This is a genomic window from Pseudocitrobacter sp. 73 (assembly GCF_008369545.1).
GTDB classification, from domain to species: Bacteria; Pseudomonadota; Gammaproteobacteria; order Enterobacterales; family Enterobacteriaceae; genus Pseudocitrobacter; species Pseudocitrobacter vendiensis.
Map to the genome: position 1 here is coordinate 23396 of NZ_VTZO01000011.1, position 21381 is coordinate 44776.

22 protein-coding genes and 1 pseudogene are annotated in these 21381 nt (G+C 52.6%); 12 read left to right on the plus strand and 11 right to left on the minus strand.

All coding sequences use genetic code 11. From position 1 onward, the window contains the following. The first annotated feature begins 57 nt into the window (after nucleotides 1–57). From tenA to F0Q32_RS13375, 4 genes and pseudogenes are all read left to right on the plus strand, one after another. The gene (tenA, locus tag F0Q32_RS13360) at nucleotides 58–741 is read left to right on the plus strand and encodes a thiaminase II (RefSeq protein ID WP_149463466.1); all 684 of its coding nucleotides are present in this window, start codon (nucleotides 58–60) and stop codon (nucleotides 739–741) included. Continuing rightward, nucleotides 738–1467, plus strand: a pseudogene (locus F0Q32_RS13365) (ABC transporter ATP-binding protein). Before tenA ends, F0Q32_RS13365 begins: the two are co-directional and overlap by 4 nt. Then, nucleotides 1464–2216, plus strand: a complete 753-nt coding sequence (locus F0Q32_RS13370) for an ABC transporter permease (protein WP_149463467.1) — start codon at nucleotides 1464–1466, stop codon at nucleotides 2214–2216. Before F0Q32_RS13365 ends, F0Q32_RS13370 begins: the two are co-directional and overlap by 4 nt. Nucleotides 2217–2238: 22 nt before the next feature. After that, a complete protein-coding gene (locus F0Q32_RS13375) occupies nucleotides 2239–3174 on the plus strand; it encodes an ABC transporter substrate-binding protein (protein WP_149463534.1) in 936 nt (311 codons plus the stop codon). Nucleotides 3175–3315: 141 nt separating this feature from the next. Here F0Q32_RS13375 and mqo read toward each other — a convergent pair whose 3' ends face one another. The 8 genes from mqo to sad all read right to left on the minus strand — a co-directional run bounded on the left by mqo (nucleotide 3316) and on the right by sad (nucleotide 11962). Next, the gene (mqo, locus tag F0Q32_RS13380; protein ID WP_149463468.1) at nucleotides 3316–4977 is read right to left on the minus strand and encodes a malate dehydrogenase (quinone); all 1662 of its coding nucleotides are present in this window, start codon (nucleotides 4975–4977) and stop codon (nucleotides 3316–3318) included. Nucleotides 4978–5452: 475 nt separating this feature from the next. Further along, nucleotides 5453–6367 (minus strand): bestrophin family protein, encoded by a 915-nt coding sequence (locus F0Q32_RS13390; protein ID WP_149463469.1) that lies wholly within the window; start codon nucleotides 6365–6367, stop codon nucleotides 5453–5455. A 222-nt stretch (nucleotides 6368–6589) separates the two neighbouring features. Further along, nucleotides 6590–8041 (minus strand): tagaturonate reductase, encoded by a 1452-nt coding sequence (locus F0Q32_RS13395; protein ID WP_149463470.1) that lies wholly within the window; start codon nucleotides 8039–8041, stop codon nucleotides 6590–6592. A 113-nt stretch (nucleotides 8042–8154) separates the two neighbouring features. Beyond that, nucleotides 8155–8682, minus strand: a complete 528-nt coding sequence (locus F0Q32_RS13400) for a GNAT family N-acetyltransferase (RefSeq protein WP_149463471.1) — start codon at nucleotides 8680–8682, stop codon at nucleotides 8155–8157. A gap of 78 nt (nucleotides 8683–8760) precedes the next feature. Then, nucleotides 8761–9126, minus strand: a complete 366-nt coding sequence (locus F0Q32_RS13405) for a DUF4186 domain-containing protein (RefSeq protein WP_149463472.1) — start codon at nucleotides 9124–9126, stop codon at nucleotides 8761–8763. Then, a complete protein-coding gene (gene glsB, locus F0Q32_RS13410; protein ID WP_149463473.1) occupies nucleotides 9126–10052 on the minus strand; it encodes a glutaminase B in 927 nt (308 codons plus the stop codon). Before glsB ends, F0Q32_RS13405 begins: the two co-directional genes overlap by 1 nt. Nucleotides 10053–10215: 163 nt before the next feature. Continuing rightward, complete coding sequence (locus tag F0Q32_RS13415; RefSeq protein WP_223145802.1) at nucleotides 10216–10368, minus strand: Hok/Gef family protein; 153 nt, start codon at nucleotides 10366–10368, stop codon at nucleotides 10216–10218. Nucleotides 10369–10576: 208 nt separating this feature from the next. Further along, nucleotides 10577–11962, minus strand: a complete 1386-nt coding sequence (sad, locus tag F0Q32_RS13420; RefSeq protein WP_149463475.1) for a succinate-semialdehyde dehydrogenase — start codon at nucleotides 11960–11962, stop codon at nucleotides 10577–10579. A 104-nt stretch (nucleotides 11963–12066) separates the two neighbouring features. Here sad and F0Q32_RS13425 point away from each other — a divergent pair, with 104 nt between their 5' ends. The 3 genes from F0Q32_RS13425 to F0Q32_RS13435 all read left to right on the plus strand — a co-directional run bounded on the left by F0Q32_RS13425 (nucleotide 12067) and on the right by F0Q32_RS13435 (nucleotide 13667). Beyond that, entirely contained in the window at nucleotides 12067–12939 is an 873-nt protein-coding gene (locus F0Q32_RS13425; protein ID WP_149463476.1) for a LysR family transcriptional regulator, read from the plus strand. Between the two features lie 76 nt (nucleotides 12940–13015). Continuing rightward, nucleotides 13016–13306, plus strand: coding sequence for a DUF6516 family protein (locus F0Q32_RS13430; protein ID WP_149463477.1), 291 nt, complete (start codon nucleotides 13016–13018; stop codon nucleotides 13304–13306). A gap of 1 nt (nucleotide 13307) precedes the next feature. Then, entirely contained in the window at nucleotides 13308–13667 is a 360-nt protein-coding gene (locus F0Q32_RS13435) for a glycosyl transferase family 1 (protein WP_149463478.1), read from the plus strand. 13 nt (nucleotides 13668–13680) lie between these two features. Here the strand turns inward: F0Q32_RS13435 and F0Q32_RS13440 are convergent, their stop codons facing one another. From F0Q32_RS13440 to F0Q32_RS13450, 3 genes are read right to left on the minus strand one after another with little or no spacing between them, the layout of a single operon-like run. Further along, nucleotides 13681–14442, minus strand: coding sequence for a DeoR/GlpR family DNA-binding transcription regulator (locus F0Q32_RS13440; RefSeq protein ID WP_149463479.1), 762 nt, complete (start codon nucleotides 14440–14442; stop codon nucleotides 13681–13683). A gap of 1 nt (nucleotide 14443) precedes the next feature. Further along, a complete protein-coding gene (locus F0Q32_RS13445) occupies nucleotides 14444–15430 on the minus strand; it encodes a D-threonate 4-phosphate dehydrogenase (protein WP_149463480.1) in 987 nt (328 codons plus the stop codon). Beyond that, the gene (locus tag F0Q32_RS13450; RefSeq protein ID WP_149463481.1) at nucleotides 15423–16658 is read right to left on the minus strand and encodes a four-carbon acid sugar kinase family protein; all 1236 of its coding nucleotides are present in this window, start codon (nucleotides 16656–16658) and stop codon (nucleotides 15423–15425) included. Before F0Q32_RS13450 ends, F0Q32_RS13445 begins: the two co-directional genes overlap by 8 nt. Nucleotides 16659–16825: 167 nt before the next feature. On the opposite strand from F0Q32_RS13450, the gene F0Q32_RS13455 reads away from it, so the two are divergent. The 5 genes from F0Q32_RS13455 to F0Q32_RS13475 all read left to right on the plus strand — a co-directional run bounded on the left by F0Q32_RS13455 (nucleotide 16826) and on the right by F0Q32_RS13475 (nucleotide 21376). Continuing rightward, a complete protein-coding gene (locus tag F0Q32_RS13455; RefSeq protein WP_149463482.1) occupies nucleotides 16826–17983 on the plus strand; it encodes an iron-containing alcohol dehydrogenase in 1158 nt (385 codons plus the stop codon). A 3-nt stretch (nucleotides 17984–17986) separates the two neighbouring features. Then, entirely contained in the window at nucleotides 17987–18874 is an 888-nt protein-coding gene (locus tag F0Q32_RS13460) for a dihydrodipicolinate synthase family protein (protein ID WP_149463483.1), read from the plus strand. A 71-nt stretch (nucleotides 18875–18945) separates the two neighbouring features. Then, a complete protein-coding gene (locus tag F0Q32_RS13465) occupies nucleotides 18946–19689 on the plus strand; it encodes a TerC family protein (protein WP_149463484.1) in 744 nt (247 codons plus the stop codon). Nucleotides 19690–19739: 50 nt separating this feature from the next. Beyond that, nucleotides 19740–20909 (plus strand): exo-alpha-sialidase, encoded by a 1170-nt coding sequence (locus F0Q32_RS13470; RefSeq protein WP_149463485.1) that lies wholly within the window; start codon nucleotides 19740–19742, stop codon nucleotides 20907–20909. Beyond that, nucleotides 20906–21376, plus strand: coding sequence for a YhcH/YjgK/YiaL family protein (locus F0Q32_RS13475; protein WP_149463486.1), 471 nt, complete (start codon nucleotides 20906–20908; stop codon nucleotides 21374–21376). Before F0Q32_RS13470 ends, F0Q32_RS13475 begins: the two co-directional genes overlap by 4 nt. Nucleotides 21377–21381: the final 5 nt, after the last annotated feature.

Below are 21381 nucleotides of genomic sequence, written 5' to 3' on the forward strand. Positions count from 1 at the left end.
CCAATTCCTGTTCTTCCCTCATTGCGCCCGGATCTCCATTTATTGACTGGAGGTCCTATGTCTTTACCCCTGTTTGAAACCGGTCTTTATGGACGCCTTCGTATGCTGGCGGATCACCACTGGCACGATTACGTCGCGCACGAATTTGTCCAGCAGTTGGGTGATGGCACCCTGCCTGAACCTGCGTTCCGCCGATACCTCACCCAGGATTACCTGTTTTTAGTTCATTTCGCCCGCGCCTACGCACTGCTGGTGAGCAAACTGCAAAACCTACCGGAGATGCGCACGGCGACGACATCACTGAATGCCATTCTCAATGAACTGCCGCTACATATCAGCTACTGCCAGCAATGGGGATTAACGGAGTCCGACGTTACGCAGGTCGAAGAAGCCGCCGAAACGGTGAACTACACCCGTTACGTGCTGGATGTGGGGCATTCTGGCGATGTGCTTGATCTGCTCACCGCACTGATGCCGTGCGTGGCAGGCTATGCGGAAATAGGCCTGCGCCTGCTCAACGATCCGGCGACCGTCTTTGAGGGTAATCCTTACGCGCCGTGGATCCGGAACTATGGTGATGAGGACTATCTGGCAGGCGTACAAGCCTCTCTGACGCTATTTGAAAATCTGGCGGCCCAGCGCGGGGGAGAAAGCCGTATCGCTGAACTTTCATCTATCTTCACCACCGCCACCCGGCTGGAAAGCGCGTTCTGGCAAATGGGGTTGAACGCGAAATCATGAAGTCAGTGAATGAATCCCCCGCGATCAGGCTGACAGATCTTACGCTGCGTTATGGCAAAAAGACAATATTCGAGAACCTGAACGTGACTCTCCCGGCAGGGCATTTTGTCTCCTTGCTGGGTGGGTAAAACCAGCCTGCTGCGCATTGTCGCCGGGCTGGCCGCACCCACATCGGGTAGCGTGACGGATGAAAATGGTCGCCCGCTTGCAGGCCGAATCGCCTGGATGGGGCAACGCGATCTGCTCTATCCGTGGTTAACCATTGAAGAGAATGTTTGCCTGGGTGCACGTTTACGCGGAGAAAAAGCCGATCGCGAATGGGCGCAAGAGCTGCTTGAGCGTGTTGGGCTAAGCAGTTATGGCCACGCCCTTCCGCAGACGTTATCCGGCGGGATGCGCCAGCGCGCCGCCATCGCCCGAACTCTCTACGAACAGCAGCCTATTGTCCTGATGGATGAGCCATTTTCCGCGCTGGACGCGATTACCCGCGCCACGATTCAAGCGCTGGCGGCGGAACTGCTGGCTGACCGTACCGTGTTACTGATCACACACGACCCCGTAGAGGCCTGCCGCCTGAGTCATCACATTCTGGTTCTGGCGAAACATCCTGGCGGCATCGATGCCTCCCACGTAATGGCTGGCCTACCGCCACGCGAGCTTGACGATCCTCTGGTTATCCAGAGCCAACGTGAGCTTATGCAACAACTCATTCGGGGGGCACAATGATTTTCTTATCACGTATCTGGCGTGGGATGACGCTGTTTGCAGGCTTAGTGGGGTTATGGTGGCTGGCGACGCTCGGCTCTATCCCGTCATTCCTGCTGCCCTCACCCACGGCGGTCGTTCAGGCCCTGCACGACAATGGTCGTTACCTCGGCTGGCACACGTTGATCACCCTATCGGAAATCGCCAGTGGCCTGGTGATTGGTGTACTGCTTGGAGCGATTCTGGCGCTGTGCATGGTCTTTTCTCCCCGTCTTCAGCGCTGGGTAATGCCGGTGGTATTAACCAGCCAGGCGATCCCGGTCTTCGCCCTCGCTCCGCTACTGGTGCTGTGGTTTGGGTTTGGTATGAGCGCTAAGGTCACCATGGCGGTGTTGATTATCTTCTTCCCGGTCACCTCGGCGCTGTTTGACGGTTTGCGCCGGGTGAGTGGCGATTATCTCGACCTGGCCCGCACCATGGGAGCGTCACGCTGGGCGCTGCTTCGTCATGTGCAGTTAATGGCTGCCCTACCTGCCTTTGGTTCCGGCCTGCGCATGGCGGCAGCCGTTGCGCCCATCGGCGCCATCATTGGCGAATGGGTTGGTTCGGCGGAAGGTTTGGGTTACGTGATGCTCAACGCCAACGCGCGCATGCAGAGTGATATCTGTTTCGCCGCCCTTCTGATACTCGTTTTGATGACCATCTCGCTGTGGATGATCATCGATGCCCTGTTACATCGCCTGATTTATTGGGTTCCGGATAACCATTGAGAAAACTACGATGACAACAAAAATGCTAAAACCTGCTCTCTCTGCGCTGATTATTGCCAGCACCCTTTCGCCAAACGCCTGGGCACTGGAGAAAGTCACACTGGTACTGGACTGGTATATTAACCCGGACCACGCCCCCGTGATGGTGGCACAGCAAATCGGGGCATTTAAAGATGAAGGCCTCGACGTCACGATTATCCCGCCTTCCGATCCGGCGCTTCCTCCGCGCCTGGTGGCGGCAAAACAGGCGGATCTGGCGATCACCTATCAACCGCAGCTGCACTTCTTTGCCGACCAGGGCTTACCGCTAATGCGGGTGGGCACACTCATTAATACGCCGCTGAATACAGTGATTGCGCTGGATAAAAATATTAAATCACCTGCTGATTTAAAAGGGAAAAGCGTGGGCTATTCCGTCAGTGGCATCGAGCAGGCTACACTGGCTACCATGCTGAAACATAGCAATACGCCAGCGGATGCGGTGAAACTTATCAACGTTAACTTCCAGCTAACCAGTGCCCTGCTGACCGGAAAAGTGGACGCGGTGATTGGCGGCTATCGCAACATCGAAGCGCTGGAGATTCAACTTCAGGGGAAAGAACCAGTGGTGTTTAACGTCGAGGATTACGGCGTACCCGCCTACGATGAACTGATTCTGGTGGCGAATAAAGACGCGGCTGAAGAACCGAAGATTAAAAAATTCCTCGCAGCATTGAAAAAAGGCAGCAACTACCTGCATGCTCATCCACAGGAAAGCTGGAAAACGTTCGCCGGCCTGCATCCTGAGCTGAATACCGAACTGAATCAGCAGGCATGGATGAAAACGCTGCCGCTCTTTGCGCAAGATCCGGCAAAGCTGGATAAAGCCCGCTATGAGCATTACGAGCAGTTTTTATTTGATAACAAGCTCATCAAAAAAATAACCCCGGTGGAGCAATACGCCACCGGGGTTATGTGAGCCGTACATCAGATTGCTAACGAAGTGCGCTTTGTTATTGCCGGATGCGGCGTAACCGCCTTATCCGGCCTACAAAATAGCGCTAATTCAAAATAGCGCAGAATTCTTGTAGGCCGGATAAGCGCAGCGCATCAGGTAATTTTACAGCGCCATATCGTGCTGCGGAGACGCTTCCGGCTGCGGCTGTGCTGCCTTAGACGTGACATTGTCACTTTCTTCAGCATTCATTTGAATGACCGGAGGCTTAACCAGTTGCAGCGTCGCAGCGGTATCGTCCCATACCTGTTGCGTCAACGCGCTGTTACCGTTCAGTTCCTGGCCATAGCTTGGCACGATCGCGCGGATTTTGCTCTGCCATTGTTCCGAACTGAACTGTTCCGGGAACATTTTCTTGATCACGTTCAGGGTGATAGGTGCAGCGGTCGATGCGCCCGGAGACGCGCCCAGCAACGCAGAAATGGTACGCTGTTGGTCAACAACCACTTCCGTACCCAGCTTCAGTACGCCGCCTTTGTCTTCATCTTTCTTAATGATCTGCACGCGCTGCCCCGCCTGAATCAGTTTCCAGTCTTCTTTACGCGCCTGCGGATAGTACTCTTTCAGCGCGGCAAAACGGTCGTCATCGCTCAGCATAACCTGGCTAATCAGGTATTTGACGAGGTCAAAGTTATCCAGTCCCACGTGCGTCATCGGCATCACGTTGCTGGTTGTCGTAGTGCTCAGCAAATCGAAGAACGAGCCATTTTTAAGGAACTTGGTGGAGAACGTCGCAAACGGCCCAAACAGCACCACACGTTTACCGTCGATGAAACGCGCATCAATGTGCGGTACAGACATCGGCGGCGCGCCAACGGACGCCTGGCCATAGACCTTCTGCAAATGCGCTTTGGTGATAGCCGGGTTTTCCGTCATCAGGAAAGATCCGCCAACCGGGAACCCTGCATAATTATCAGCCTCAGGGATACCGGTTTTTTGCAGTAATTTCAGCGCCCCACCGCCTGCACCGATAAACACATATTTGGCGTCAATCGCGTGCTCTTTACCGTTATTCACATCTTTAATTGTCACGTGCCAGGAGTTATCGCCATTGCGTTTAAACTCCGTCACTTCAGACGAGGTTTGCAAAGAGAAATTCGGGCTTTTTTTCAGGCTGCCGATCAGCTGTCGGGTAATTTCACCGTAGTTCACATCGGTACCGGCGGGTGTCCAGGTCGCGGCCACTTTTTGCTGCGGATCGCGGCCTTGCATAACCAGCGGAGCCCATTGCTGAATTTGCTGGTGATCGGTGGAGAATTTCATCCCCTGGAACAACGTGGTTTTTTGCAGCGCATCATAGCGCTTTTGCAAATAATTAACGTTGGTGTCGCCCCAGACAAAACTCATATGCGGCGTGGAATTAATAAAGGAGTGCGGCTCACGTAAAATGCCACGTTTCACCTGCGCCGTCCAGAATTGACGCGAGATCATAAACTGCTCGTTAATATCCAGCGCTTTGCTGACATCAATCGAACCATCCGCACGTTCAGGCGTGTAGTTCAGCTCCATATTCGCGGAGTGACCCGTACCGGCGTTATTCCAGCCATTGGAAGATTCCAGGGCCACGCCGTCGAGTTTCTCGACCATGACCTGCTTCCAGTCTGGCTGCAACTCCTGGAGCCACGTGCCCAGAGAGGCACTCATAATACCGCCGCCAATCAGCAGAAAATCGGTTTTTTGTGAGGTTTCAGAATTAGCCCAGGTTGCCGAACTGACAAACAGCGCCACAGAGGTGAGTGAGATAATTGTCTTTTTAATTGCAGGCATAATAGTAATTTCACATAGCATTGATGAAACATGAATAAATATAGTAAAGCATTTTTACGTTATTTTAAAATATCTACAACATTTTTAGCACTATTATATAATTACAGGTTTATTTAGTTATGTAATTAAATAAATTGGCATTAATATTGGTTGGGTAATTTAGAGATGAGGACGTCGCGAGATTCCCTCGTTCCTGTCGAACGAGGGAGTGAACCAGGAGGCTTTACCAGGAGAAGTCCTGGACTAACGATAAGTCCCAGGCGGTGGCAAACAGTGAAATGAAGATGATCAGGTTCACTGCGGTTTCGATTCTTTTTTCCATTTTGATTCTCCTTATGCCGGTTATGACTATCTAACACGGAAAACCTTAATGATTTCTTAATGCTACGTGACCATCATAAGCCGAACGTAACAGGTTATGAATACGAGTATGCCAATAAAAAACGGCTGCGTCCCCCTATTTTACTTTTGCACACTATGTGAGCTGATAATGCTTATCCGCCGTCAGTTTTGCCGGGATCACGGTTTCATCGTTCATTTGCAGAAGCTCTATCTCAATCGCGTTGCAGATAGCGTCCAGCGGCAGATCGTTATCTTCCATACCAAACGGTTCTTCCAGCTCTTCCGCCAGCGTATCCAGCGCGATAAACGTATACGAGATCAACACCGACACAAACGGCGTCATATAGTGCAAATCGACAACCAGCGCGAACGGCAGCATGATGCAAAACAGATAAACGGTGCGGTGCAGAATCAGCGAATAGGCAAAAGGCACTGGCGTATTGGCGATACGCTCACATCCGGCCAGTACGCCCGACATATCATTAAGCCGGTTATTCAGGCTGTGAAACAGAATGTCCGACAGTTTACCTTCACGGCGACGAACGGCCAGCCACTCTCCCATCATGAGAAGAATACGGTTTGCAGGTGTTTGAACGGCCAGAACCTGTGCCAGCTGTTTGTCATCAAGATAGTTCGCTAGCACCGCTTCCGCTGGCTGGCGGCGTAATGACAAGCGCAGGCTGTGAACAAACGCGATTTGCAGCCGGGTAAAATCCGCAATATTGGGTTCGTCGTGAAGCGTATTTTTGACTTCCCGCAGCAAGGAGCGTGAAGCAATCATCAATTGCCCCCACAGCAACCGCGCTTCGACATAACGGGCGTAGCAGGCGTTATTTCTGAAGCCCAGGAAGATAGCAATGGCGACACCAAGAATACTGAATGGCGCGACAGTGAGCTTGATACCCAGCGAGGTGTACCACGGCAAAATCGCAATCACCACAATGGAGAGCAAGAAATTAAGTAGCAAGCGAGAGTAAATCTTGGGGAGCACCGAACCGTGCCAGACAAGAATGCGAGGCAGCCAGTGTTGATGAGGACGCGCGATCATAGAGTTATCGATTAAGTTAAAAACTTGTTTATTAAACGTGATTGCGATCACATATTCAAGCAGTTTGCTCGGCTGTCGCGTATAATCATTCTCCTTCCACTCCTGCTAAAAATGTTAATGCACGATGCTTCGGTATGGATTAAAGAAAGAGATATTATGTATGTTGTAACTAATTAGGGTACATAAAAAACCCGGCCATCGCCGGGTCTGGTTATCATGCCATTAGCACAAAGGCTGAACGGCTTTACGCATTCCCTGAAGCAGAATCGCGTCGAGATCCAGTGATACCTGCTCAACGAGACCGACAACCTGAGTCAGGTCTTGTTCCCAATGCTCACTCACAGAAAGTACGGCTTTGACCAGCTCACTGGTGCTGATCAACTGATCACGATGCTGCGCCCACAGGTGCTGATAACGTTCAATCCAGTGCGCATCATCCTGCACCGGATATGTTTCACCGTTACGCTCTGCGCGATAGAACGCAATCAGGGCCGCCAGGGCGAAAGTTAGACGTGCAGGCAGTTTGCCAGTCGCCTTCTGCCCTGCCAGCAGCTGCGGCAGAATACGGGTACGGAATTTTGTCATTCCGTTCAAAGCAATAGAAAGCAGCTGATGCTTGATATACGGGTTACGGAAACGCCCCGTTACCGCGCTGGCGAAAGACTCCAGCTCATCGCGCGGTAAATCGAGCACCGGGATAATCTCGTCATAAATCGCCTTCTCAACGAATGCGCAAATTTCCGCATCATTCATCGCCTCACCGACCGTATCGAGCCCGGCCTGGTAGGCAACCGGAACCAGCGCTGTGTGCGCCCCGTTCAGAATCGCAACTTTACGCTCTTTGTACGGTTTGATGTCGTCAACAATCAGAACGTTGAGCGACAATTTGTCGAGACGCAGTTCGCTGGCGAGCGATTTCGGGCCCTGAATGACGAACAGGTAGAAGTGCTCTGCGGTATCGAGGAAGCCGTCTTTGTAACCCAGTTCCGCTTCAATAGTCGCCGCTTCATCGCGTGGATAACCAGTAACAATACGGTCAACCAGGGTGGAACAGAAGGTGTTGGACTCATTCAGCCAGGTCACGAATTCCACCGGCAGCGCCCACTCCTGTGCGTAACGCAGCACCAGTTCATGCAGCGCGTCACCGTTATAGTCAATCAGTTCGCAAGGAATGATTACCCAGCCTTTATCCGCCGCGCCGTTAAAATGCGTGTAGCGCTCAAACAGCAGACGGGTCAGTTTAGCCGGATAGCTTACGGCTGGCGCATCATCAAATTTATCGCCTGCATGGTAGCTGATACCCGCTTCCGTGGTGTTCGAGAAGACAAAGCGCATGTCCGGGTTGTGTGCCAGTTTCAGGAAAGCGTCGTAATCAGCATAAGCGCTGATTTCACGGTTAACCGAACGAATCAGACGCGCATCACTTACGGCTTCGCCCTGCTCATTCAGGCCACGAATGATGGTCGTGTACAGGCCATCCTGCGTGCTGAGTGACGGCGGAAAATCGCTGGCGATCGGGCGAACAATCACCACACCGGCATTCAGATCGGTGTGTTCGTTCAGCAGGTCGATCTGCCAGTCAACGAATGCGCGCAGGAAGTTACCTTCGCCAAACTGAATGATACGTTCAGGGTACTGCGCACCGGGGAAGTCCTGGCGGTTCAGAGTCTTCACAATCGTTTCCTTTTTAATTAGTCATACAACCTGGTGGAATTGGTGTAATAACTTACCAGATTTTTAGACAATGAAACCCTGTTTTGATCAAAATGTGAGGACTAATTCATAATTCAGAGGAATTTATAGAACACACTGGTCGCGGTTAACTCCCCTGCAGGCATCAGTGCATAACGCGGGATTTCACCCACCTTTTGCCAGCCAGCACGCTGGTAGAACGTCTCCGCCCCGCTTCCCGAAGCGGTATCAAGTACGAGCACATTCTTGCCTGTATCACGCGCCACCGTTTCCAGATGCGCCATCAACTGACTTGCTATACCAAAACGTCGGACATCTTCATGGACCAGCAGCTTGGCAACATCCGCGCGATGCGGCTGGTTCTCGGGTTGATCGATAATAAGCTGGACGGTGCCGACAATCCGCTGCTGCGGATTAAGCGCCGCAAGTAAGATACGTTCATTCGCCGCCACGCTCGCAGCGGTACGTTGCCAGAATGCCCGCGCTTTATCCCGGCTAAAAGGCAGAATAAAGCTCACCGACGCGCCACCTTCTACGCAGTTAATCAGAATGTCAGTCAGGTCGTTGAGATGCAGCAGAATATCGTCACGCGATAGCGTACGTACGGTGAATGACGGGCTCATGAAACTCTCCAGAGTGAATTTCATGCCACTATCGCTGGCAGCGCGTGACGACACAAGAGTTGCCGTCATCGTGTTTACTTATGATTGCGGCTTATTCATTTGAATCACCAGCCAGTGGTGAATGACGCCGACGATATAGTGTTGTTGAGCGTCATCAAGTGGCGTGCCCGTCGGAATATTGTGCCATTTTTCCAGGCAGCCACGGCAGCAGGTCGCCGTGGCGTGCTGGGCGATAAAAACTGGATGCCCGCGCATTGGCGTTTGCTTGCCATCGTTTTTTGGCTGAGCCGGGGCAAGTCGGGATGCAACGAAATCTGCAGCATGACTGTCGATAACATCGGGGCCCTTGTCATAGCAATACTGCCGCTCCTTTACGCCGAGTTTAAAACGGCTGCGAAATGGTGAGCGCGCCAGACGTGTGAACAAATTATCGAGAGGAACCATTAGTACACTGAACGTCCAATCTTTTGCGTTAATCTTTCCAGAACCGCGACGCCCGCCAGTGAGTTACCGGCTTCGTCCAGTTCCGGGCTCCAGACAGCAATCGCCATCTCGTGCGGCACGATCGCCACCACACCGCCACCCACGCCGGATTTTGCCGGCAACCCAACGCGCCAGGCAAATTCACCGGCATTCTGATACATGCCGCTGGTCGCCATAAGGGCGTTAACCTGCCGCGCCTGCATCGGTGAAATAATCGGATGGTGAATATGCGGTGCCCGGCCCTGATTCGCCAGGAACAAAAATGCCCGCGCCAGTTCGTTGCAGCTCATTTTCAGCGCGCAGTAGTGAAAATAGTTTTGCAGCACCGTCGCCACATCATTATGGAAATTACCGAAGGATTTCATCAGCCAGGCGATCGCCGCGTTACGCGCAGAGTGCTCAAACTCAGAACGTGCCACTACCGTATCATAGGTAATATCCGCAACGCCGCACAGGGTGCGGATAATCTCCAGCATACGCATGCGCGGCGCGCTTAAACGCCCTTGCAACATATCGCACACAACCAGGGCACCCGCATTAATGAACGGATTACGCGGAATACCCTGCTCGATTTCCAGCTGTAACAGTGAGTTAAAGGGCTGACCGGAGGGATCTTTCCCGACGCGCTGCCAGATTTCGTCTTCCGAATAGTGGTTCATCGCCACCACCAGACTGAGCACTTTCGAGATGGACTGGATGGAAAAACGTTCGTCGGCATCACCCGCCGAGAAGTGCTGGCCATCCACCGTGCTGATGGCAATCGCCAGCTTGTTACCGCTCACCTGGGCCAGTGCCGGAATATAGTCCGCCACCTTACCTTGCCCAATCAGCGGCCTGACGTCGGCTAAAATCGACGCCAGCATGTCATTATCGATGACCGTAGTCACTTACTACTCCTTGCCCGCAGGCTATTTCCGGCCTGCAAGTATAACAGAGCATGATGGATGAAACATAAGAAAGCCCGCACGAAGCGGGCTGATGAAAAATTGGGTGCGTTGTGGATATGCCTGACACACAAAGCGTGGCGGGGATCGCTCCCCGCCGGTGCTCTTACGCGGACTCGCACGCCGTGAAAACAGCAACCTCCGTTTGGCCAGTTCGGATGTGGACCTCACAGAGATCTTTTCTCATGACCAGCACCGCCACATTGGCGGAAACACAGATGATGACCAGGGCCAGTAACATCCCTTTGTACTGTTTCATAGCGCTCTTTTCCTTGACCTTACGGTCTGTAAGAGGCACTCTACATGTGTCGAGCATATAGGGGGCCTCGGGTTGATTGAAAAATCACTCGGGGCTTTTCTCTATCTGCCATCCTGCAAATGCCTGAGACAGATAGCCTCAAGCACCCACACCCATCTTACGCCGCGCCTTCCCTGTTTACGCGTTGATCGATAATCCTTTGTCGAAATTATCGACGGTCTTTCCACACCGTTTGTACGTTGCAGAATTCATGCAAACCAAAATGCGACAGTTCTCGACCAAATCCGCTTTTCTTCACGCCGCCGAAAGCCACGCGCGCGTCACTGGCGCTGTAACCATTGATAAATACCCCGCCGCATTCAAGCTGTTCGGCAAAGCGTTGCGCCTGCGCGTCATCGGCAGTGAACACAGTCGCTGAAAGACCAAACTCACTGTCGTTTGCCAGTTCAAGAGCATGGTCGGCATCGCGCGCCACGGTAATTGCCGCGACCGGGCCGAACATCTCCTGACGAAATGCCGTCATGTCAGACGTGACATTCCCCAGTACAGTCGGCGCGTAGAAGTTACCGTTTCCGGCCATCTTTTCGCCGCCTAACAGCAGGGTCGCCCCTTCAGCAAGCGTAGCCTGCACCTGTTGATGTAGTTCATCACGCAGGTCAAAGCGCGCCATTGGGCCTAAATAGTTTTGCTCGTCCAGCGGATCGCCCATTTTCAGTTGCTCGGTTGCCGCGACAAACTGGCGCGTAAAGGCATCCGCGATCCCGGCTTCAACGATAAAGCGTTTCGCTGCAGCGCAAACTTGCCCGGTATTTTGATAACGCCCGATAACGGCCGCCTGCACCGCGATATCGAGATCCGCATCGTTCAGCACAATAAAGGGATCGGAACCGCCCAGTTCAAGCACGCATTTTTTCAGCGCAGCGCCGGCCTGAGCGCCAATCGCACGGCCTGCACGCACGCTTCCCGTTACTGTCACAGCGGCGATACGCACGTCGTTAATCGCCTGCGTCACGCCATCATTGGTGGCATTCACCCAGCCGAAAACGCCCGCAGGAAGATCCGCTTCGTTGAAGATCTTGCCGATCAGTTCCGCACTGCCCATAACGTTAGGCGCGTGTTTTAACAGATAGCTATTCCCGGCCAGCAGAATCGGCACCGCACCGCGCAACACCTGCCACAACGGGAAGTTCCACGGCATAATCGCCAGAATCGGCCCCATCGGACGATATTCAATAACGGCTTTGTTATCCTCCACCAGCGTGGATTCGGTATTCAGCATCGCCGGGCCATGCTCGGCGTACCAGTCGCAAAGGCTGGCTGATTTCGTAACTTCTCCACGGGCCTGAGCAATCGGTTTGCCCATTTCGCGAGACATCATTTGTGCCATCTCTTCGCCACGCTGACGCAGTACGCGGCTAACAGCACGTAACGCCTCTGCGCGCGCCGTGACGGATGTATTACGCCACTGTCGATAGCCAGCATCGGCAAGGGCGATAGATTCATCGACCTGTGCGGTTGTCGCCCACGGCAACGCCGACAGTATTTCGCCATTAGCCGGGTTGATGGAAATTGCGTGAGTTGCAGGTGAAGTCATTCTCTTCTCTCTTATCCGGTGATGTGATGCTGTCATTCTGGACGCTTGTTGTCTTTATGAAAACTGAATAATATTAAGCCAATCATTCACGAATTGAGAATACCATGGACCTGACGCAACTTGAGATGTTTAACGCCGTCGCGCAAACCGGCAGCATTACCCAGGCCGCACAGGTTGTGCACCGCGTGCCCTCGAATCTCACCACCCGTATTCGCCAACTGGAGGCGGATCTGGGCGTAGAACTGTTTATTCGCGAAAGCCAGCGCTTACGCCTTTCCCCCGCCGGACACAGTTTTTTGCGCTACAGCCAGCAGATCCTCGCGCTGGTCGATGAAGCCCGTATGGTGGTCGCCGGCGATGAACCGCAGGGTTTATTTTCCCTCGGCGCGCTGGAAAGCACCGCCGCCGTTCGCATTCCGGAAACGCTGGCTCGCTATAACCAGCGTTACCCAAAGATTCAGTTTGATCTGGCGACCGGCCCTTCCGGAACCATGATCGACGGCGTGTTAGAAGGCTCGTTGAGTGCGGCGTTTGTTGACGGCCCGTTGATGCATCCGGGCCTGGAAGGCATGCCGGTTTATCGGGAAGAGATGATGATCGTCGCGGCGAATGGGCACCCTAAAATTACCCGCGCCAGCGACGTCAACGGCACGAGCATTTACGCCTTTCGTGCCAACTGCTCTTATCGCCGCCATTTCGAGAGCTGGTTTCAGGCGGATCACGCAACGCCAGGTAGAATTCACGAAATGGAGTCCTATCACGGAATGCTGGCCTGCGTGATAGCCGGAGCGGGATTAGCGTTGATGCCGCGCAGTATGCTGGAAAGTATGCCCGGACATCACCAGGTCGAGGCTTGGCCGCTGGCAGAGAAATGGCGCTGGCTGACGACCTGGCTGGTCTGGCGACGTGGTGCGAAAAGCCGCCAGTTAGAGGCGTTTATTGAATTGCTGGATGAACCATCGGATGTTAATGACTAGCTACTGCCTCTTGTTGTAATAGTTGACAACATAAGATGTGTTGGTGATAATTACAACACGCAGGGAGGGCAACGGAATGACGGCAACTCTATTTAAAAAATTTACGCGCTATCTGGATGAAAATGAGTTTATTCAGATCCTTATATGGGAAGTCGACCCCAATGTTTCCGGGTCGACTCACTATTACAAGTACAGTATGGCTTATATTGTTTCAGGGATTTGTGTCATGCGTTATGACAACGAGAGAGGGAAAGGAGATCACAAACATATAGGTCAGCTGGAAATCTCAACCCATTTTGAAAGTATTGAGCAACTCTTTAACGATTTCCTGAAAGACGTTGAAATTATTCGCAATGAACGGAGGTGATATGCGTACCGTAACCATCAAGATCGAGAGCATGAACGACTTCTCGAAAGACGTTATGTCTGCTATGCACGCTGCCTCAAAAGGTGAACAAAATAGCAAAAGCGATGTGATTTCTTTTCCTTCCTGGGCCGTTATGCACAAAGTTCTGTCCCCCAACCGCATGACAATTTTACAAGCCATGGCCGGACGCCAGGAACTTACCATTCGTGAAATTGCTTCACTCGTCGGGCGAGATGTTAAGGGTGTGCACACGGATGTAACGGCATTATTGAACAGCGGATTATTAGTCCGCGGTGAAAGTGGTACCCAATTCCCCTATCAGGCCATTCATTTCGATTTTACGATCAATGCCGCGGCTTAGAAAAGATCCCCGGTTAGTCAGCAATGATTAACCGGGTTGGAAGTGCTTGCAGCGCGCTACGCGCCTGCTCATCAAGCTGATTATCCGTAATAATCTCCGTCAGTTCATCAAGATGCGCGATATTAAACAGTGACCATGCACCGTATTTAGAACTGTCGGCCAGCAAAATTTTGCGAGAAGCATGCGCGATAAGGTCTCGCTTTAGCGCTGCTTTCTCTTCTGTGGGTGCCGTAATTCCTTTCTCCAGGTCCCAGCCGTTACAGCTTAAAAATGCCACGTCCGGCCAGGTATTTTGCAGCAATTTTCGGCCATGTTCGCCAATGCAGGACTGACTGGAGTCATCGATACGCCCTCCAATAATGGTCACTTCAATCTGTTTGAATTCCGCCAGAAAGAGCGCGATATGCAGGTCGCTTGTGATCACGCGAAGCGGTAAATGGGTAATCTGCCGAGCCAGTTCAATCATTGTCGTACCGGCATCAAGGACGACAGAATCCCCCGCTTTAACCATCGACGCAGCAGCAGTGGCAATGGCGTGTTTTTCTGCCAGGCTGCGCTGCATTTTCTCATGAGTTGTGGGTTGGGCAGGAATAAACCGGTTCAGGGTCACACCGCCGTGGGTGCGGCTGATAACACCTTGCTCATCGAGTTTAATCAGGTCTCGACGAATCGTGGCCGGTGATGCATCCGTTACCCCCACCAGCTCATCAACGGTGACCAGATTGTGGCTCTTCAGGTAATCCATTATCTGCTCTAACCGGTTATATCCCTTCATTTTATTCCCGCGAAATCTGCATTGCTAACTGGATGGAGACAGCCATGCTCTCAGACTTGGCTTTTCCTGTCCAGGCAATATCAAACGCGGTGCCGTGGTCAGCGGAAGTTCGGATAAAGGGCAGCCCGGCGGTGATATTGACACCATCATAAAAACCCAGCAGTTTCAGCGGGATATGCCCTTGATCGTGGTACATAGCGACCACCATATCGTACAATCCGTCGTGGCACTGCATAAATACGGTATCCGGCGGACACGGGCCGGTAACATCGATACCTTCGGCCTTCATTGCTGCAATCGCGGGCGCGATAATCTCAATTTCCTCAGAGCCAAATAAACCGTGTTCCCCGGCGTGAGGATTCACACCTGCCACGGCAATACGCGGACGCTCAATGCCAACGCGTTTCAGGAAGTGGTTTGCAACGCGAATAACCGTCTTCACCCTTTCACCGTTCAGTGTATCCAGGAATCTACGCAGTGAGATATGGGTCGAAATATGGATAACCTTGAGTTTATCGGTATAGAGCACCATAGCGAACTCTTTGCTACCCGTCAGATGCGCCAGTAATTCCGTATGGCCCGGATAGTTGTGGCCACCAAGATGCAGAGCTTCTTTATTCAATGGCGCAGTCGCGATCGCTTTCACGTCCCCCGCTAACGCCAGCACCGTGGCACGCTTGATGCAGCGGTAGGCTAAATCCCCTGCAGCAGCCTGCACAACGCCAGGCATCAATGCGTCCGGGTTTTCCAGGGGCTCGTCAATCACGTTGATAACACCAGGCTTAAACGTTGCGTCACTGATTTTATCGATAACACGCAACGCTGCCTGCGGGGTAATATTCATAGCGAGTATACGCCGCAGCGTCTGAACGCACCCTACCACCACCACCGGCGCACCAGAAAGCCCGGCATCGGTCAGGGATTTAATAATGATCTCCGGGCCAATACCCGCCGGGTCGCCCATCGTTACCGCAATAATATTATTCACTCATTCTCTCCTCGATAAAATTCAGAACCTGACGCAATGTGGTCTCATCGCCAAATCCACCTGCTTTCGTCATCACCGGACGGGACCAGACGCCGCCCAGAAAGTGCCCGTATGGAACGCATTGCGCCACGTTTCTCGTAATACGAAACCCGCTCGCGCCTAACGCGCTGGCGGTTGCCATTGCAACATCTCCACCCGAGAGATAAAGCGCATCCGGCGTTGTGCGAAGCAGTACTTGCCGGGTGAGTTCGCCGAGACACTGGCAAATCTTTTCACCAAGCGCAGCACGATCCAGTTGCCAGCGCTGGCAAAGCGTGTCGATGTTGTGTCTCGCCACTGAATCGGCACAGGTGTGAACAAGGCAGTGTTCTCCCTGTCTTAACGCCTGCACAATGCGTGTTTCATAGCGATGAATATCCCCCGCCAGAATAGTGTCCACATCGACGTGAATGCGCGTGGTGCGGGGATGCGTGTTAAGTGTGGCGATCTGCCGTTGAGCGATTTCACTCATTGACCCCATAATGGCCAGCACGCGACGTGGCGGGGTGACAGACAAGCGCCGGGCAATGGCATCACAAATACCAGCGGAACCCACCAGCAATAGCGGTTGTTCGGCCTGCATCACTGCCTCAACAATATGATCCAGGTCGCTATCGGTCTGCGCATCCACCACGCCAATGCAGGGATGTTCGCGGGCAAAATGACCAAGGTCAGACACCGTGACAGGACAGCACGGTATAGCCGTCTGCATCTGAATAATGTCGGTCACACGATCATGCTTGACCGGCGTTTTCGGATCGCTGGCAAACTCAGTTTCTGTTAACAGAACGCCATTCACCCGACACTCTCCGCCAACGGTCGTACGCCCTGCCAATGGGTATGCCGGAGCGACAATTGCGCCTTTTACACCACAGGCATTCATCAACGCATCAATTTCAGCGCCGATATTGCCACGCAGCGTGGAGTCTATCTTCTTGATAATGAGCGGTGTTTTTTGCGCTAAGCGGATATTGCCCATCAGCGTGGTGATTTTTTTCGCTGCCTGTTCAGGATTCATCGCCCGACTGTCGCTATTAATCACCCATACGCTGGCATCACCGCGATAAGGCGTTTCAAAGGCCACATCGACCGTATGACCCGCCAGTGCCAGGCTCACCCCTGCATCGTTAGCCCCTGTGAAATCATCGGCCACAACGAGAATGCGCGGTTCACTGATTCCCTTTTCCATCATCACTCCGGGTTGTTTATGATGAGATTGATTATATTCAATCACATTTGATTAAATGTGAGCAAGCTAAAGTTATTAACTACCCGGATAAATTATAAAATTAGGCCATGGTACGTAGATGTCGGATTTCTGTTTGATTGAATTCAATCACAAAAGCGAGGTAATAAGTGGTAACCATCAATAGCACGATACTGAGCGGCGCAGGCGCAATCCCTTCACTGACGTCGCTCTTACCCGGCATCAGGAAACTGCTGCTGGTCACAGACCGGAATATTGCGCAGCTCGACGGCGTGCAGCAGATCCGCGTCTTACTGGAAAAGCACTGCCCGCAGGTTAGCGTTATCGATAATGTTCCTGCAGAGCCCACGCACCATGATGTTCGCCAGCAAATGGCCGGTCTCGGCAATATGTCTTTTGATGCGGTGGTTGGTATCGGTGGCGGCAGCGTGCTGGATGTGGCGAAACTGCTATCGGTGCTTTGTCATCCCAATTCACCAGAACTGGATGCGCTGCTTGCCGGTGAAAAACCCACGCAGCGGGTGCAATCATGGTTGATTCCTACAACCGCGGGAACCGGCTCGGAAGCGACACCTAACGCAATTCTGGCCATTACGGAGCAGAGCACCAAGGTGGGCATCATTTCCCCCGTACTGCTACCGGACTATGTCGCCCTTTTCCCGGAGCTGACCACCAGCATGCCTGCACATATCGCGGCATCCACGGGCATTGATGCACTTTGTCACTTACTGGAGTGTTTTACCGCCACCGTGGCAAATCCAATAAGCGATAACGCCGCCCTGACCGGGTTGAATAAGCTTTTCCGGCATATTCAATCCGCCGTGAACAATCCTCACGATCTGCGCGCCAAGCTCGAAATGCTGTGGGCGTCCTACTATGGCGGCGTTGCCATTACCCATGCAGGCACGCACCTGGTTCATGCGCTCTCCTATCCGTTAGGCGGGAAGTATCACCTGCCGCACGGCGTGGCAAATGCCATCTTGCTGGCACCGTGCATGGCAGTGGTGCGCCCCTGGGCGGTCGAGAAATTTGCCCGGGTCTGGGACTGCATTCCCGATGCGGATATCTCCCTGAGTGCGGAAGAGAAATCTCACGCTCTGGTGGCCTGGCTACAGGCATTAGTCAATCAACTCAAGCTGCCCAACAATCTCGCCGACCTTGGCGTTCCGCCCGAAGATATCGCATCTCTTAGCGAGGCGGCGCTGAACGTGAAGCGCCTGATGAACAATGCGCCGTGTCAACTTGATCAGCATGCCGTGCAGGCCATTTACCAAACGCTGTTTCCGCAACATCCAATTAAGGAGTAAATCATGCCGAAAACTATTGAAGGGGTATTAACCGCCATCGTTACGCCATTTACCACTACGGGCGACCTGAATCTCCCTGCGTTAAAAGTGCAGATTAATCGCCAGTTAGCAGCAGGTAATGCGATTTTTTGCGGTGGTACCAACGGCGAATTTTTTGTGCTGAACGAGCAGGAAAAGCGCTGTGTTACACAAACCTGCGTTGATGAAGTGGCTGGCCGTGCCCCCGTTGTGGCGCACATTGGTGAGATCTCGACGCGCGAAACGATTCGTTTAGGCCAGCAGATTGAAAAACTTGGCGTTGATGCGGTATCAGTTATTACCCCCTACTTCGTGCCACTGAAGCAAGAAGAACTGATTGCGCATTACACCGCGGTTGCCGACGCGCTGAGCATTCCGATGTTCCTCTATAACATCCCGGCCCGCACCGGCAATACGATTCAGCCGGAAACCGCGCGCGTTCTGGCATCACATCCCAATATCATTGGAATTAAAGACAGTGCCGGAAGCAATGAAAGCCTGAAGGGTTTTCTCGATGCGGTGCGCGACATTGACGGCTTTAATGTGCTCAACGGCCCGGATTCGCTGATCCATAAAGGGTTTGTCTCGGGTTGCACAGCCTGTATTTCCGGGCTCGCCAACGTCGCGCCTCAGGAAATTAATGCCATCTGGTCTCGCTTCCAGGCCGGAGATATTGAAGGATCTTATCAGGCACAGGAAAGTGTGACCGGCCTGCGTACCGATCTCTATAACGTGGCGTTTTCTCCGGCAGCGGTGAAAAAAGCATTGCAGCTAATGGGGCATGAGGTTGGTGATAGCCGCTATGCGGTTAATTTCACGCCGGAACAACTCAGCGAGATTAAACAAATTATTCGCAATTATAATATCAAATAAAATAATTATATTATCCAGCTCACCAACCTGTTGCCATAAAGATTAGATTAAAGAGACTAAAGGATTAACACATGCTCCTGTGGTTATTGCAGCCAGATATTTGGCTCACATTACTTACCCTCACCTTTCTGGAAATTATTCTCGGGGTGGATAATATTATTTTCCTTTCACTGGTGGTGGCAAAACTTCCATTATCGCAGCAAAACATGGCGCGTAAACTGGGGTTAAGCTGCGCAATGATCATGAGGATATTATTACTGATATCCATTGCGTGGCTTTCACATATTACCCAACCACTTTTTACCGTACTGGCACTAGAGATTTCGTTTCGCACGTTGATTCTTCTCGGCGGCGGAATGTTCCTGATTTATAAAGCGATACAGGAGATACGCGAAGAGCTGTCACCTGCTCCGGAAGACGCGCATGGTAGCGGGTCGCGGCAGCTGTCTCTCTGCGGCGCCATTGTGCAGATCATGCTGCTCGATATTGTGTTTAGCCTGGATTCAGTAATCACCGCCGTCGGTCTTTCTCAGCATATATTTATTATGATTACCGCTGTCATGATTGCCGTCGGCATCATGATGTTTGCGGCGAAACCCATCGGTGATTTCGTTAACGCCACGCCGTCAATAAAAATACTGGCGTTAACCTTTTTATTGTTTGTCGGCGTATTACTGATTGCCGACAGCCTCAACATTCACATTGCCAAAGAGTATCTCTACTTCGCGATATTTTTCTCATTAAGCGTAGAAACACTCAATATTTTCCGTGAAAGAAAAAATAAAAAAGTTCCGACATCGATCGAAACGCATTAATCGCACTCGCATTAATCAATCTATTACCGACTTTAAGATGGAGTCTAACTATGTCTGTAACCCTTATCCGTGACGGCGTCATCCGTCCATCCGAAAACGATTCGCAAGTGCTTACCGCCATGCTGCCCTCATGCTGCCCGCAAAACCACGCGGCAAATATTCTGCCATTGCCAGATGGCGCGTTAATGTGCGTCTGGTTTGGAGGGACGCAGGAAGGTATTGCCGATATTTCCGTCTGGGGATCGCGGCTGCCCGCTGGCGGAACACAGTGGAGCGATGCGGTCAAACTTTCCCATGATGATACGCGTTCAGAGCAGAACCCCGTTCTGTTTCTTGCGCCGGATAACGTGCTGTGGCTGCTGTGGACGGCACAAATCTCTGGAAATCAGGATACCGCCATCGTCCGCTATCGTCAGTCTCACGACCTCGGGCAAACCTGGGGCGAGATCGCCACTCTGCTCGACAAGCCCGGCACGTTTATTCGCCAGCCAGTCACGGTCCTTGATAATGGAAACTGGCTGCTGCCCGTCTTTTATTGCCGAACTCAACCCGGCGAAAAATGGGTCGGCAATGATGATATCAGCGCGGTAAAAATTTCCGCTGACGGCGGTCACTCCTGGCGCGATGTCGAGGTACCACAAAGCCTCGGCTGCGTTCATATGAATATTACGCCGCTGCATGACGGTACGCTGGTTGCGCTCTTCCGCAGCCGTTGGGCGGATAACATCTATATCAGCCATTCTGTAGACCATGGCGAGAGCTGGTCGGAGCCGAAAGCAACTGATCTGCCTAACAACAATTCGTCTATTCAGGTGACGACGCTTGCCAGTGGTGAACTCGCGCTGGTGTACAACGCAATGAGCGCGGCGGGCGCTGTAGAACGTCGCGCGTCGCTGTATGACGAAATCGACGACGGCGACAGCAGCCGCAAAGAGCCGACAATTACCGGGCGTTCCGCATTCTGGGGAGCCCCGCGCGCGCCTATGACAGTCGCGATTTCTGCCGATGGCGGGAAAAGCTGGCCGTGGCGGCGCAATCTCGATGAAGGCGACGGCTACTGCATGACCAATAATTCGCTGGAAAAGCTAAATCGCGAGTTCTCCTATCCCAGCATCAAGCAAAGCCCGGACGGTTCTCTGCATATCGCCTACACCTGGTGGCGACAGGCCATTAAGTACGTGCATATCTCCCCTGAGTGGATCAAGGGGCAGGCATCATGATTATTGGCAATCTCAATCATCTATCGCAGGCAGGGCTTCCCGCCGGGGTAAAAAAGATTCTGCTGCGCCCGGAATGTTCACTGTTGGAACTCTCCGCCAGGGAGGATGGTCGCTGGCAACCTGAAGGATGTCGATGGTTCTGTACGCTGGGCATTTCTGACATGCAGCCCGCCGATCTCCGGCATACGGAGTATCACCATCTGTGGGCCGATATTCAGGTGGTGATTACCGGGTGTGAGGGCATTAATGCGGGAACGCGGCCCGTAGCTCGCGAAAGCGATGAAGAACGTAAGCCTGATCTGTTTATCGCCTCTGCCCCTGAAAACAACGTCGCCATTACTCTACACGCCGGTGATTTCGCCGTCTTTATGCCTGAAGAACCTCATCAGGCACTGTGCGCGATTGGAACGACCACATCAGTACGCAAAGCGGTCTTTAAGGTGCCACGCGACATGCTGGAAGCCTAACAGGA

What these genes read in the sequence shown, in the direction of transcription:
- F0Q32_RS13400 (WP_149463471.1), bottom strand. Translation starts at nt 8,682, where the DNA reads ATGAGCCCGTCATTCACCGTACGTACGCTATCGCGTGACGATATTCTG.
- F0Q32_RS13405 (WP_149463472.1), bottom strand. Translation starts at nt 9,126, where the DNA reads ATGGTTCCTCTCGATAATTTGTTCACACGTCTGGCGCGCTCACCATTT.
- F0Q32_RS13475 (WP_149463486.1), top strand. Translation starts at nt 20,906, where the DNA reads ATGATTATTGGCAATCTCAATCATCTATCGCAGGCAGGGCTTCCCGCC.
- F0Q32_RS13390 (WP_149463469.1), bottom strand. Translation starts at nt 6,367, where the DNA reads ATGATCGCGCGTCCTCATCAACACTGGCTGCCTCGCATTCTTGTCTGG.
- F0Q32_RS13460 (WP_149463483.1), top strand. Translation starts at nt 17,987, where the DNA reads ATGCCGAAAACTATTGAAGGGGTATTAACCGCCATCGTTACGCCATTT.
- F0Q32_RS13375 (WP_149463534.1), top strand. Translation starts at nt 2,239, where the DNA reads ATGCTAAAACCTGCTCTCTCTGCGCTGATTATTGCCAGCACCCTTTCG.
- F0Q32_RS13425 (WP_149463476.1), top strand. Translation starts at nt 12,067, where the DNA reads ATGGACCTGACGCAACTTGAGATGTTTAACGCCGTCGCGCAAACCGGC.
- F0Q32_RS13430 (WP_149463477.1), top strand. Translation starts at nt 13,016, where the DNA reads ATGACGGCAACTCTATTTAAAAAATTTACGCGCTATCTGGATGAAAAT.
- F0Q32_RS13415 (WP_223145802.1), bottom strand. Translation starts at nt 10,368, where the DNA reads ATGAAACAGTACAAAGGGATGTTACTGGCCCTGGTCATCATCTGTGTT.
- F0Q32_RS13435 (WP_149463478.1), top strand. Translation starts at nt 13,308, where the DNA reads ATGCGTACCGTAACCATCAAGATCGAGAGCATGAACGACTTCTCGAAA.
- F0Q32_RS13465 (WP_149463484.1), top strand. Translation starts at nt 18,946, where the DNA reads ATGCTCCTGTGGTTATTGCAGCCAGATATTTGGCTCACATTACTTACC.
- sad (WP_149463475.1), bottom strand. Translation starts at nt 11,962, where the DNA reads ATGACTTCACCTGCAACTCACGCAATTTCCATCAACCCGGCTAATGGC.
- F0Q32_RS13370 (WP_149463467.1), top strand. Translation starts at nt 1,464, where the DNA reads ATGATTTTCTTATCACGTATCTGGCGTGGGATGACGCTGTTTGCAGGC.
- mqo (WP_149463468.1), bottom strand. Translation starts at nt 4,977, where the DNA reads ATGCCTGCAATTAAAAAGACAATTATCTCACTCACCTCTGTGGCGCTG.
- F0Q32_RS13440 (WP_149463479.1), bottom strand. Translation starts at nt 14,442, where the DNA reads ATGAAGGGATATAACCGGTTAGAGCAGATAATGGATTACCTGAAGAGC.
- F0Q32_RS13450 (WP_149463481.1), bottom strand. Translation starts at nt 16,658, where the DNA reads ATGGAAAAGGGAATCAGTGAACCGCGCATTCTCGTTGTGGCCGATGAT.
- tenA (WP_149463466.1), top strand. Translation starts at nt 58, where the DNA reads ATGTCTTTACCCCTGTTTGAAACCGGTCTTTATGGACGCCTTCGTATG.
- F0Q32_RS13470 (WP_149463485.1), top strand. Translation starts at nt 19,740, where the DNA reads ATGTCTGTAACCCTTATCCGTGACGGCGTCATCCGTCCATCCGAAAAC.